The sequence below is a fragment of the Cellulomonas humilata genome (assembly GCF_013359775.1).
Lineage (GTDB): Bacteria > Actinomycetota > Actinomycetes > Actinomycetales > Cellulomonadaceae > Cellulomonas > Cellulomonas humilata.
This window is the reverse complement of sequence record NZ_JABMCI010000070.1, coordinates 520,379-533,157: the sequence shown is the minus strand read 5'-3', so window position 1 is coordinate 533,157 and position 12,779 is coordinate 520,379. Positions and strand designations below refer to the sequence as shown.

12 protein-coding genes are annotated in these 12,779 nt (G+C 70.1%); 7 read left to right on the top strand and 5 right to left on the bottom strand.

The annotated features are described in order from the left end of the window. Nucleotides 1–31: 31 nt before the first annotated feature. From HP550_RS19700 to HP550_RS19680, 5 genes are all read left to right on the top strand, one after another. Nucleotides 32–1,294, top strand: coding sequence for an MFS transporter (locus tag HP550_RS19700; protein ID WP_175349344.1), 1,263 nt, complete (start codon nucleotides 32–34; stop codon nucleotides 1,292–1,294). A gap of 251 nt (nucleotides 1,295–1,545) precedes the next feature. Beyond that, entirely contained in the window at nucleotides 1,546–2,955 is a 1,410-nt protein-coding gene (locus HP550_RS19695) for a hypothetical protein (protein ID WP_175349343.1), read from the top strand. A 164-nt stretch (nucleotides 2,956–3,119) separates the two neighbouring features. Further along, a complete protein-coding gene (locus HP550_RS19690) occupies nucleotides 3,120–3,953 on the top strand; it encodes an SGNH/GDSL hydrolase family protein (protein WP_175349342.1) in 834 nt (277 codons plus the stop codon). A gap of 228 nt (nucleotides 3,954–4,181) precedes the next feature. Beyond that, nucleotides 4,182–5,768, top strand: coding sequence for a cellulase family glycosylhydrolase (locus HP550_RS19685; protein ID WP_175349341.1), 1,587 nt, complete (start codon nucleotides 4,182–4,184; stop codon nucleotides 5,766–5,768). A gap of 138 nt (nucleotides 5,769–5,906) precedes the next feature. Further along, nucleotides 5,907–7,385: a DUF6345 domain-containing protein gene (locus tag HP550_RS19680; RefSeq protein WP_175349340.1), complete on the top strand. Its 1,479-nt coding sequence runs from the start codon at nucleotides 5,907–5,909 to the stop codon at nucleotides 7,383–7,385. 7 nt (nucleotides 7,386–7,392) lie between these two features. Here the strand turns inward: HP550_RS19680 and HP550_RS22815 are convergent, their stop codons facing one another. The 3 genes from HP550_RS22815 to HP550_RS22810 form a co-directional block, all read right to left on the bottom strand. Next, the gene (locus HP550_RS22815) at nucleotides 7,393–8,313 is read right to left on the bottom strand and encodes a cold shock domain-containing protein (RefSeq protein ID WP_175349339.1); all 921 of its coding nucleotides are present in this window, start codon (nucleotides 8,311–8,313) and stop codon (nucleotides 7,393–7,395) included. Between the two features lie 123 nt (nucleotides 8,314–8,436). Beyond that, on the bottom strand, nucleotides 8,437–9,180 hold the full coding sequence (locus HP550_RS23135; protein WP_210768276.1) for an aminoglycoside adenylyltransferase domain-containing protein: 744 nt from the start codon (nucleotides 9,178–9,180) through the stop codon (nucleotides 8,437–8,439). 55 nt (nucleotides 9,181–9,235) lie between these two features. Beyond that, complete coding sequence (locus tag HP550_RS22810; RefSeq protein ID WP_175349338.1) at nucleotides 9,236–9,844, bottom strand: TetR/AcrR family transcriptional regulator C-terminal domain-containing protein; 609 nt, start codon at nucleotides 9,842–9,844, stop codon at nucleotides 9,236–9,238. A gap of 204 nt (nucleotides 9,845–10,048) precedes the next feature. On the opposite strand from HP550_RS22810, the gene HP550_RS19660 reads away from it, so the two are divergent. Beyond that, on the top strand, nucleotides 10,049–11,020 hold the full coding sequence (locus HP550_RS19660; protein ID WP_175349337.1) for a DUF5692 family protein: 972 nt from the start codon (nucleotides 10,049–10,051) through the stop codon (nucleotides 11,018–11,020). Between the two features lie 34 nt (nucleotides 11,021–11,054). Then, nucleotides 11,055–11,708 carry a class I SAM-dependent DNA methyltransferase gene (locus HP550_RS19655; protein WP_343048284.1) on the top strand — a complete coding sequence of 218 codons (654 nt, stop codon included), beginning with the start codon at nucleotides 11,055–11,057 and terminating at the stop codon, nucleotides 11,706–11,708. A gap of 20 nt (nucleotides 11,709–11,728) precedes the next feature. On the opposite strand, the gene HP550_RS19650 is transcribed toward HP550_RS19655, so the two are convergent. Continuing rightward, nucleotides 11,729–12,211, bottom strand: a complete 483-nt coding sequence (locus HP550_RS19650) for an HIT family protein (protein ID WP_343048283.1) — start codon at nucleotides 12,209–12,211, stop codon at nucleotides 11,729–11,731. Beyond that, nucleotides 12,208–12,741 (bottom strand): DUF402 domain-containing protein, encoded by a 534-nt coding sequence (locus tag HP550_RS19645; RefSeq protein ID WP_175349335.1) that lies wholly within the window; start codon nucleotides 12,739–12,741, stop codon nucleotides 12,208–12,210. The genes HP550_RS19650 and HP550_RS19645 overlap by 4 nt, the downstream gene beginning before the upstream one ends. Between the last annotated feature and the right edge of the window lie 38 nt (nucleotides 12,742–12,779).

Genomic DNA, 12,779 nt, shown 5'->3' with positions numbered 1-12,779 from the left:
GACGGGCACGAGAGCCTGCGGAAGGGGCACGGTGACGACGCTCGGGCATGAGTACCACCGGATCTGGTTCGGGAACGCGTCGTCGAACCTGGCGGACGGCATCACCTTCATCGCGCTGCCCTTGCTCGCGGCGACGCTCACGGACAGCCCGCTCGCGATCGCAGCGCTCGCAGTGGCGTACTCCGCGCCACGGGTGCTCTCCGTGCTCGGCATCGGCGTGCTGATCGACCGGGTCGACCGACGCCGGCTGCTCTACCTGGCCAACTTCTCGCGGGCGGCGATGTTCGCGGTGCTGGCGGTCCTCGTGGCGACTGGTGCGGCGCCGCTCGTCGTGCTGTACGCCGTGTACGCGTTCCTGGGCATCGTCGAGACGGTGTCCGACAGCGCCGCCTTCGCGGTCCTGCCGCAGGCGGTCGAACCGGCCGGCCTCGACCGCGCGAACTCGCAGATCGCCGGCACGCAGACGGTGCTGGACGAGTTCGTCGGGCCGCCGCTGGGCGGGTTCGTGTTCGCGGCTGCGGCGTTCGCGCCGTCGTCGCTCACGGCTGCGGCCTACCTCGTCGCCGGGTTCGCGTACTGCCGGCTGCGGAGTTCCTACGTCGTCGCGCCGGACGAGGGCGCCCAGGGCTCTACCGGTGTCCTCGCCGCGATCCGCGAGGGTGCGGTGTGGACGTGGCGCCACCAGGTCGTGCGCCTGCTCGTCGTCGTGGGCGCCATCGCCTCCGTCGCGTACATGATCCCGTTCTCCTACCTCGTCCTGTACGCCACAGACGAGCTGGGCCTGAGCGCGGCCGGCTACGGGTTCCTGCTGTCGTTCTCCGCGCTCGGCGGGCTGCTCGGCTCCGTCGTCGCCACCCGGCTGCGCGCCCGGCTCGGGTACGGCTGGACGATCGTGGCGGCCTTGAGCGTCGGTGCGGTGTCGTTCCTCGTCATCTCGCAGACCACCAACGTCGTCGTCGTCGCGATCGCGCTCGCGACCTACATCGCGCACGCGGTGGTGTGGAACGTCATGGCCGCCTCGGTCCGGCAGAAGGCGACGCCCGCGGCGATGATGGGCCGGGTCGGCTCGGTGAGCCGGCTGCTCGGCCTGATCGGTCTGACCGTGGGTGCCGTCGCCGGCGGCCTGCTCGCGGCGCACGTGGGATACCTGGTGCCGTTCGCCGTCGCGGGCGGACTGTTCGCCGTCGCCGCCACGATGTGCGCCGTGCGGATCCGGACGCTGCAGGCGTGGGAGGACGAGCACGAGCTCGCGACTACCGTCGCCGGCGGCGGTGAGATTCGGGCAAGTGGTTGAGACGCGAGCGGTCTCACCTGCTTGTCCAGTCGCTGGTCAGCGAGCTGGGTGTCGGACGATTCTGATGAGCTCCACACCTCCGGTCGGGGCCTGCCGCCCGGTACGCGACGAACCTCCTGACGTGACATGGAGTTGGTCGTGTGCCTCGGGCAATTTTCACCCGCAACTTGATCATGGCCTCCCCGGGTCGCGGTTAGGTTCCTCGACGGATTGCGGATCGCCCGCGCCAGATCGCCGGAGGAATGTTGCAGATGAAGACCACGTGGACCGTCCTGAGCGCCGTGCTCGGTGCTGGTGCAGCCCTGTCGTTGAGCGCGTGCGCCAGCGACGGCGACGGCTCGGCGATCGGTTTCAACGAGATCACGCGCGCGCAGTCGGACACCCTGACAAGCGCGTGCGAGCAGTTCTACGGCGAGCCGAAGCAGGTGGCGTCGCGGCTCGGGCTGTCGCTCGAACTGGAGTACGCCCCGGACGGTTCCGCCAACGGCACCTGCGAATACACCTCGCAGTACGACGACACGATCGATCTCGTCGTCTCCGAGAAGAAGCCCGAGGGGGACCTGGTGCGCGCCAAGGGCGAGAAGTACTACGTCGCCCTCTACACGCGGGACAGCTCGGGAAACGACTGGCCGGGTATCGAGAACGTGGACAAAGCCAAGAAGTGGCTCGAGAGTCGCGCGAAGGCGGTCACCGAGGACTACGACACGTGGCTCGCGTCGCTGGATCCAGCCGACGGCGAGTTCGCCGCCCGCGGTGACCAGTTCCGCACCGAGGAAGCCGGCGAGAGCGGCGCGCTCACCACGCCCGGCTCGACCGTGACGGTCCTGCCCCTCGGGACTGCGGACTACGTCGTCGTCGACGGCACGTACTTGCGCCCGGCGGACGGGCAGCGGTTCGTCTTCGCCGACCTGACCGTCGTCGACGACGCGCGCTCGACCAACGAGCTGGCGTATGAGCTCCGGGTCGACGGCCAGCCGGCCGGCGATGCCGCTCAAGAGGTCCTGGCTGGTGCCACGGCCGACGGGGCGACGGCCTCGCTATGCATCTCGGTGCCGAAGGGTGCCGCCGACGTCTCGCTCGTTGCAGCGATCGGCGGCGCGGCGCAGGCCATCTCGCTCCTCACGGCCGAGATCGAGGACGACGGACGGTCCGAGCTGCTGCAGAAGGACTTCGCAGGCGGCGCCGACGCCGAGCTCATGTTCCCGCGCGAGGTCGAGGCTGACGGAGAGACGTCCGGCTGGTCGAACGGATCGTGGAGCAGGGCCTACTCCACCTCGGCCGCGATCGCCGCGCAGGCGTTCAGCTCGGTGGCGCAGGAGTGGGCGCCGGAGGGGCAGCGGTTCCTCGGACTCACCCTGGACCCGGACAGCCCCGAGGACTCGGCGGCGCTGACCCTTGCCGACGCCACGGTGACCATCAACGGGCAGGCCTACCCGGCGCTCACGTGGGACCCCGAGCTGTCGCTCTTCCGATTCCTGATCCCGAGCGACCCGGCACGCGTGCAGATCGAGCTCAAGGTGACGCCGGACGTGAGCCGACTGAGCAACGCGTGGGGCACCGTCGACTACACGCTGGACGGGCCGGTCACGTACGAGTGGATCGTGGACCCGTCGCAGTTGCGGGCCGACACCACAGACGAGGACGAGCCGTTGACCAGCTGACGATCATCCGGATCCGAACCTGGGCCGGTGCGGCGCTCGAGCTTCCACGAAGGGAGGGCGACGCACCGGCCGTCCGGTATGAGGCGGCCGGAGCCGGACGATCGACCGTCGGGAGTACGGCGTCTCGTTCGGCACGCTTCGGGCGATGTGGCTACGGTGCGAAGATGAAGCGCTCGTTGCGGACGATGCGGTCCGCGGTCCTGGCCCTGATCGCGGCGCTCGCCCTTGTCGGCTCCGTCGGCTCCGTCGCGAGCGCTGCGCCCGCCGCCGCGTCGCGCGTCGTCTACGACGCCCTCGGGGACTCGTACGCCTCCGGGTACGGCGTCCCGCCCTACGCCGAGTGCGGCCGCTCGCAGAGCGCCTACGCCGTGCAGCTCGACGGGCGCCACCGCCTGCGGCTCGACGACTTCGTCGCCTGCGCGGGCGCCACCACGACCTCGCTGGTCACCGGGGGCCAGCTCGCCGCGCTGGACGCCGACACGGACCTGGTCACCTTGACCATCGGCGGCAACGACATCGGCTGGTCGAGCGCGGTCGCCGCCTGCCTCGGCGGCACCGACGCCCAGTGCGCAGGCACGGTCGCCCTCGTCGACACCCGGACCACGGGCCAGCTGCCGGCCCTGCTCGACACGGTGTATGCCCAGGTCGCCGCAGCCGCCCCGAACGCCCACGTCGTGGTGGCCGGCTATCCGCGGCTGTTCTCGCCCGAGTACGGCGCCTACCTCGCTGCCTCGTCGGCAGAGCTCAGCACTCTCAACGCCTCCGCGGACACCCTCGACGCGGTGATCGCTGCCGCGGCCGACCGCGCAGGCTTCCAGTTCGTGGACGTTCGTACGCGATTCGACGGCCACGGTGCGAACTCGCCGGACGCGTGGATCCTGGGCCCGACCGACCCCGGAGCGTTCCACCCGACAGTCGAGGGCTACAGGGCCTACACGGCCGCGGTGAACTCGGCGCTGGGTCCGGTCAAGCCGGGCTGCGGCAGGCACCACCGGTGAGGTGACCGAAGTCGCCCAGGTCGAACCGGCTCGAGAGCAGCCGCACTCCGTGTCGACTCGGGTTCCTCTGATCTGCTCCTCAGGGGCGGTGTGAATCGCTTCACATGGCTGCGTGGCCGACGACTGTCTGGTGGGCTTGCCCCTCCGTAGCCAGGGTCGCCACGACCCATGGACGCTGCCGTTCCTGAGAGGGATGCCCCCGTGCTCTCACTACGCAAGGTGCTGACCATGGCCACAGCGGCCCTGGTCGCCGTTGCCGGATCCGTCGCTGTCACCAGCCAGGCGAGCGCCGCTGCCGGCTGCCGTGTCGACTACGCGGTGACCAACCAGTGGCAGACCGGCTTCGGCGCGAACGTGCAGGTGACCAACCTGGGCGACCCGATCACCGCATGGGACCTCCGCTTCTCCTTCGGCGCCGGGCAGACCGTCAGCCAGCTGTGGAACGGCTCCGTCACCCAGTCCGGGGCGGCGGTGTCGGTGCGCAACGCCGCGTGGAACGGATCCATCGCCACCAACGGCAGCGCGTCGTTCGGCTTCAACGGCACGTACTCCGGCACCAACCCCAAGCCGAGCGCGTTCACGCTCAACGGTGTCGCGTGCACCGGGAGCCCGGTCACTCCGAGCAGCACGCCGACGACGTCGCCGTCGGCCACGCCGTCCCAGTCACCGAGGCCGACGACCACGCCGACCCCCACGCCGACGCCCTCGCCGACCACCGGCCCGGTCACGGGCAACGCCGCGCAGCTCATCGCCGGCCTGGGCAAGGGCTGGAACCTGGGCAACCAGCTGGAGGCCAACGTCAACGGCATCCCCAGCGAGACGGCGTGGGGCAACCCGGTCGTGACGTCCGCCCTGATCGACCGGGTCAAGGCCGCCGGCTTCACGACGATCCGGATCCCGGTCTCCTACCTCGGCAAGATCGGCTCCGCACCGAACTACACCGTCGACTCCGCCTGGCTGGGCCGGATCCAGGAGGTCGTGAACCTGGCCTACGACCGCGGGCTGTACGTGATCATCAACATGCACGGCGACGGCTACAAGAGCGTCAGCGGGGCCTGGCTCATCTGCGACGCGTCCTCGCAGGACACGATCAAGGCCAAGTACCAGAAGGTCTGGCAGCAGGTGGCGTCGAAGTTCCAGGGCTACGGCGGACGCCTGATCCTCGAGTCCATGAACGAGAACTTCGACGGGCAGTACGGCAACCCGACCCAGCCGTGCTACTCCAACATCAACGCGTACAACCAGATCTTCGTCGACACGGTGCGCCAGACCGGCGGCAACAACACCTCCCGGTGGCTGCTGGTGCCGGGCTGGAACACCAACATCGACTACACCGCCGGCAGCTACGGCTTCGTCGTGCCGACCGACCAGTACCGGTCGTCAGCCGTGCCCAGCAACGAGAAGCGCCTCATGATCTCCGCCCACTACTACGACCCGTGGGACTTCACCGGCACCGAGGACGGCACCATCACGCAGTGGGGGCCGAATGCGACCACTGCGTCGAAGAAGTCGACCTGGGGTCAGCAGGACTTCATGGACGCCCAGCTGAAGAAGATGCACGACAAGTTCGTGGTGAACGGGTACCCGGTGTTCATCGGGGAGTACGGCTCGATCGACAAGACGGCGTTCGACTCGACGAACAACAGGTATCGCGCCGACTACGCCCGCACCCTCGTCGCGACGGCGAAGAAGTACGGCGCGGCCACGGCCTACTGGGACAACGGCTACAACGGCCAGTACGGGTTCGCGCTGTTCGACCGGAGCTCCGCGACGGTGACCCAGCAGGGCATCATCACCGCCATCATGGGTTCCTGACCACGACGTCCCGACGGATGTCGGCTTGCGTAGCCAGGCACTCGTCCACGCGGCGAGCCGAGGTATCACCCCCCGTTGGTCGCGCTCTTCTCCTGTGCAGCCCGCACCGTGCGGACCACGCACCACCAGGGGAGAACAGTGGCCGACAACATGTACGCAGGCGTCTCGGTGCAGGCGTTCCCGAACGGAGACGCGGCGCTGAGCACGCCGCACGGAGACGTGAAGGCATTCCTCGACTACGTCCGGCAGTTCAGCGGGGTCAACTTCCACGCGCAGGACGACGACGTGCGCGAGTGGCGGTTCAACCGGGAGTACGACAACTGGCAGGACAGCCTCGGCATGGACTCCGTCCGGGTGCTCCACACGTACACGCACATGGGTATGGCGGCGGACGGCCGCTACGTCGCCGCGATGGGCCGCACCTGGGACAACACCTTCCTGGCTGAGTCCACGCGGATGTCGTTCGGCGACCAGCGACTGCGCTACCTGATGCTCCACGGCTGCCACTCGCTCGAGATGCAGGGGGGCCAGAACCCCTGGCGCACCTGGGCGGAACCGAACAAGGGCGCGCGGATGATCTTCGGTTTCGACGGGCTCACCTATGACGTCGGTGGGCTCGGCGCCGGGTTCTTCCGGGAGTGGAACAAGGGGAAGTCGTTCAGCCAGTCGTGGCAGGACGCGGCGTTCTCGACCCTGACGAACCACCGCCCGTCGTCGACCGCCTGCGGCGCGACCGCCGACGAGGCACAGGACCGGCTCTGGAACGAGCGCCTGTTCCACGGCGGTGCCGTCTCCGACAACTGGTACTGGTGGAGATGGGCCGGCCCGACGGTGATCGAGGTCGTCATCACGATCACGGTGCCGCCGTCACCGATGCGCCTCTCGGTGGAGCGCCGGCCCGTCGACGACGAGGCCGCGCGGAACCTGGGCGACCGGTTCGGGCTCCGGCCGTGGATCGCGTCCGCGGCGTCGCCCGATCCCGAGCACCGGGACGACGGTGGCGACGCCCTCGTCGGCCCACGCCTCGTCCTGTCGCCGGACGGAACCTACGAGGCGTTCCTGGCCGAGCCGGACCGCTACGCCCGACCGATCGACGTGGACGCCGCGAGGGACATCGCCGAGCGGACGGTCCGGTCTCTGGAGCTGGACACCGAGCTGGTCCTCGACGCCGTCACGGTCACCGAGCACGGCGGCGCGAGCCAGGACGGTGACCAGACCGAGACCGCGATCGCCGACTTCACCGCCCACTTCCGGCAGGTGTTCGACGGGACTCCGATGGCTCGAGGTCACGACGGTCACGTGAGCGTCACGCTCGACGCGGGGGGCACCGTGTGCAGCGTCTCCGACCGGACCGTCTCTGTGGTGGGCGCCGTCGAGGCTGCACCGGCCGATGGCTACGGGGTCGACGTCGACGAGGCTCTCCATCGCAGGATCGCGGACCTCGAGCGGCAGCTGCGCTGCGACGGCCGCAGCGACTCCGAGCTGGTCCTCCTGCCGGACACGCGGGACGTCTCCTACCGCATCGACCACGACTCAGCCGTCCTGGTCGCCCGCGAGGAGGTCGAGGTCCGAAGCGGCGACTTCGCCATCCGCAAGGTCGTCGAGGCGGTCCTCTAGGGCCGGTTCACACCCGTTCGACGCCGTCGGCCTGCGGGCCCCGATCGCTCTGGCGCACCTGGTACCGCACCCGGTCGCCCTCTTCCAGCGCGTCGGCACCCCGCACCACCGACACGTGCACGAACAGGTCCGCACCCCCCGCATCCGGGGTGATGAAGCCGAAGCCGCGCTCGGCGTCGTAGCGCGCGACCACGCCCTCGCCGCCACGCACAGGCCCGCCGGACTCCCTCGGCGGGCCGGATCGACTGCGACCCGACTCCGCGGGTGCACCCTGGACGAGCCTGATGTTGCGGGCCTGGAGGCCCTTCTCGCTCGTGCCGACGTCGTAGGTCACGCGATCGCCCTCGGACAGCTCGCTCACTCCCGCGGGCAGCGCCCGGACGTGGACGAAGAGGTCCTCGGCGCCCGAGTCCGGGGTGACGAACCCGAAGCCCTTCTCGCCGTCGTACCAGGACACGGTGCCGTCCGCCCCGTCGGACGCGCGAGGCCGCCCGGTCGCCTCTGCGCCGAGCGGCAGCAGGTGGTCCGCCTGCGGCCCCTTGTCGCCCTCGACCACCAGGAACGCCACCCGCTGCCCGTCCGAGATCACGCCGCCGCCCACGATGGCCGAGCTGTGCACGAAGATCTCCGCACCCCCACCATCGGGCGTGATGAAGCCGTAGCCCTTGCCCGGCTCGTACCAGGAGACCGTGCCGAGCACCCCCAGGAGTGCGTCCGGGGCGTGGTCGCCGGTGATCCGGACGCGGCGGGCCTGCGGGCCGCGGTCGCCCTCGCCCAGCTCGAACTCGACGACCTGCCCCTCGCGGAGGACGTCGTCGTTGCCGACGATCTCGGACGCGTGCACGAACAGGTCGTCGGCCCCGTCCCCGAGGTAGAGGAAGCCGAACCCCCGCTCGGCGTCGAACCAACGGACAGTTCCTTCGGGCACGGTGACTCCTAGTCGCGACAAGGGTTGCTGTCACCCATTCTCTCCCGACCGGACGGGATACGTGAGACGTGCGTCGTCTCCCGGTCGCCTCGTGCGTGCCAGGTCACGACCGAGGCTGCCCGCTCACGGGAGCTGGGCCACGATGCGTTCCACCAGCTCACGTGACTGCCCTCGCATCCCGGAAGGCCACGTCTCGTCCTCGTACGTGGTGGTGAGGTACAGGTCACGCGCGTGCTGGAGGACCGGACGAAGGTCGGCGGACAACCGCGGCAGCGCCCAGTCCGCCGCCTGGTCCTTCGAGCGGATCTCCCCCGACTCGAGGGTGCACCAGATGCGGGCACACGTGAGGATGACGTTGCGCTCGTCTCCGTCGAGGTCGGCCAGCAGCCCAGGGATGCAGTCGCGACAAGCGCGAGCGACATCGCCGGGCGGCACGGGGTCCAGGAGCTCCGAGGCCGACGGGCCGGCCACGACGTGTCCGGCCCCGAGCACCTGGGTGATCTCGATGGCGAGGTTCGGCGTCGCCGCAGGTCCGGTCACCGTGGGCTCGGCGAACGAGTCCCCCAGCCAGTCCCCGTACACGAAGTCCGCGGTCGGCGGGTAGCGCCACGGGGTCACCTGCGACTGCACGACGACGGTCAGCTCGAGAGAGCGGCCGTTGCCCCGGCTCCCGGAGATCGCCCGTATCCGGCCCGCCAGACGCGCTCGGCTCGACCGGTGCAGCGAGGTTCGGGTCACACCGAGAAGATCCACGTCGCTCGCGGGGCGCAGGCCCCCGGCCACCGACGACCCGTAGAGGTAGAGCCCCAGCAGATCGTCTCCGACGATCGCCTGGAGCTCCGCGAGCACAGCCGCCCTCTGGTCCACGCCACCAGCCTCGCGCCGTCGTCCAGCGCTTTCGTAGCGCGAGGGGCCTGAGCGGCTACGCGCGGCCGTGCGGGGCGCGCGCCCGGGCGTCCAACCGCGCGACGGACTCCCGCACGGAGCCGTGCAGCATCAGCTCCACGTCGCCGACGAGCCGGTACGGGTCCCCGACCATCCCGTCCGAGACCCACCGCAGCAGCACCGCCAGCACGGCCGACGTGTAGAAGTCGACGACCAGCGCGCGGTCGGCCGGGCTCGCCGGACCCCCGCCGCCGACCTCCTCCACCACGGCTGCGGTCACCGGCCTCATCTGCCAGAACAGGAAGCGCTCCAGCCCTGCTCGGCCCAGCCCGTCGAGGACCGCGGTCGTCGACGACCGGTTGTCCCGCAGGTACCCCATCAGGCGCACCAGCCCGTCCGCCCACGCGTCGTGATGGGCCGACACGCGCACCTGCTCCGCGACCTCGGTCTCGAACACCCACGCGGCGAGCTCCGGCACGTCGTGGAAGTGGTAGTAGAACGCCTGCCGGGTCAGCCCGCAGTCCTGCGTCAGGTGCGTGACCGTGACCCTGGCCAGCGGCTCGGACCGGAGCCGTGTCTTGAGCGCCGTCGCGAGGGCGTCGCGCGCGTCCGTGCGTCGCGCGTCCTGACGTCGCTCGTGGCTCACTCCCCCATCAACGGTCCGCCCACCCCTGGTTGCCGTAGGTCGAAGGTCCCAATGGACGACCGGCACCGCGTCCGGCGACGCCCCCGCTAGCCGCTCGCTGGACACATCCCGCTCGGTGTCCAGTGCCCGCTGGGGGGCAGCGTTCCTACCGTCGAGCAACCCCGGGGGCCGTGCCGGCCACGGGCGGTCCGCGAGGAGGTCGCGATGTTCCTGTTCGACACCATCAGCTGGCAGTCGTGGGCGATGTGGTTCGTCGTCCTCGGCGCCCTCATCGCCCTCAACGAGGTCACCCGCCGCTGGAAGTGGGCCGGCATCGCGTTCTTCGTCGCGCTGCCCCTGGTCCTGACCGTGTTCGTCTGGCCGACGACCGCCGGCGAGGGGTCGTCGACCGGCACCTGGTTCCACTGGGTGAAGGTCTACTCCGCACTTGCCGGCTGCCTCGGCTTCATGGCGCTCCGGTACGTCAGGCGACTCTCCACGAACCGCTGGATGCTGCTCTTCCCCGCGCTGATCCTCGCGCTCAACATCTGCGAGGCGGTCATCCGTGACTTCCAGGTGGCGGGCCTGCAGGGCATGCACGACGGCGTGTTCATGGTCGGCGGCGTCTGGAACTACATGAACGGGATCGCCGGCATCCTCAACGCGCTCACCATCTGCGGCTGGGTCGGGATCATCGTGTCGCGCGACAGGTCCAAGGACATGGTCTGGCCCGACATGCTCTGGTTCTGGATCGTCGCGTACGACCTGTGGAACTTCGCGTACGTCTACAACTGCGTCGGCGACCACGCGTTCTACGCCGGTGCGGCGCTGCTGATCTCCTGCACGATCCCCGCGTTCTTCCTCAAGAAGGGCGCCTGGCTCCAGCACCGCGCGCACACGCTCGCCCTGTGGATGATGTTCACGATGGCGGTCCCGACGTTCGTCACGTCCTCCCAGTTCGCCGTCCAGTCCTCGCACGACGAGGGCGCCCTCTTCGTCGTCTCGGCCCTGTCGCTCCTCGCCAACGTCGCGGTCGCGGTCTACCAGGTGCGCGTCATCGTGACCCGGCGTCGCAACCCCCTGAAGGACGAGCTGTTCACGCACCTGCGCCCGTACCGCGAGGTCCTCGAGGCGAACGCGCCGCTCGACGCCACGAACGGTGCCGCACGCAAGGAGCAGCCGCTCGCCGCCGTCTGAGCAGCACGTCGTCCGCGGGTGCCATGCTCTCCCCGTGCCTGTCTCGCCCCACGACCCACCACGAGGCGGAGTGCCGGCGGCATCGACGGACGACGCCGTGCGGACGGCGTACTCGGAGCGGGCAGACGAGTACGCGGCGGCGCTCGGCTCCCTCTCGGCGATGAACCCTCTCGACGTCCAGCTCATCTCCGACTGGGCCGCGCAGTGCCCTGGCCCGATCGTCGACGCCGGCTGCGGTCCCGGGCACTGGACCCACTTTCTCCAGGAGCGGGGTGCCGAGGTCGAGGGTGTCGATCTGGTCCCGGCGTTCGTCGAGCTGGCCCGCACACGCTTCCCGACGGTGTCCTACCGGGTGGCTCGGCTCGACGACCTCGGCCTGCCCGACCAGGCGGCCGCCGGGATCCTGGCCTGGTACTCGCTGATCCATCTCGAGCCTGCACGAGTGCCCGCAGTCCTGCGGGAGCTCCGACGCTGCCTGCGGGACGACGGCACGCTTCTCCTCGGGTGCTTCGTCAGCGAGCGGCTCGAGCCGTTCCCGCACTCGGTGGCGACGGCCTACTCGTGGCCGGTCGACGAGCTGACGCGACGCCTCGAGAGTGCGGGGTTCGTGGTCCGACACACTGAGACTCGCCCCAACCCCGCCCGGCTTGACCGCTGGCACAGCGCGCTGCTGGCGGAGCGCGCCTGACCAGGTCCGTCGCCGCAGACCTACGAAGACGCAGGTCGACGGTCCAGCTCGGACGCCAGCGCGCCGGCGTACCGGGTGCGCTCGCCGACGGCGATCCACCGCGCTTCGCGGTTCTGCTCGTACAGACGGTCGCCATGATGGCGCGGGAAGACATGGACATGGAGATGCCACACGTCCTGGTCGCCCGCCGGCTCGTTGTGCTGCCGGATCGAGATGCCGTCACAGGCGTAGGCCGTGCGCATCGCGACTGCGACCTCCTGGACCAGGTCCCACACCCCGTGACCCACCGCTCTGGGGAGCTCGTAGAGGTTCTCGTGGTGCTCGCGGGGGATCACCAACGCCCCTCCGGGGTTGGCCGGCCACCACTTGGGCGAGATGCGGGCGAGGGCCAGCTCCGTGGTCGCCACGATGTCGGTGGGTTGGTTGTACTCGTCGTAGACACCGCGCTGGAGCAGGCAGAAGGGGCAGTCGTACCCGGCCGGTTCGTGTCGGGGCGTGGTCACGGGGTCCATCCGTTCCACGCCGCCCACCAGGGCGAGCTCGAGTCCAGCTGCCCGGTGACGTCGGCAGCCGCAGCCAGCACGAGTCCGACGGTGGCCTCGTCGATCCGTCCCGTGACGCGCTGCCAGTGCAGGTCGGCCACGTCCTTCCACTCTCGCCGACCGTCGGGGTGGACGATCAGGTCCAGGCCGTGGTCGTCGGTCTCGAATCCCTCGGCACCGCGCACGATCGGCGCCTCGAAGTTGACGTACCAGTGCAGGAAGGTCCCCGCGGGGTCGAAGAACTTCCAGACCCCGTAGTGGTCGCCGGCCCGGTGCAGCTGGAGGACCACGGTCGACCCCCAGGCGGAGTGCACGCTCCACGGATGCGGACCGAAGGGGTGCGCGGGGAACGTGAACCGAGAGCCGGGATCGAGGCGGACGGCCAAGGTGTGGCCGTCGTCGGACACGACAGTCACCGGATGCTGCATCCAGACCCGCCGGTGCACCACCTCGAACCGCTGGATCGACGATCCCGCCTGGTAGATCCGCACAGCCGACGACACTAGCTGTGGACTCCGCTCCCGAGGCC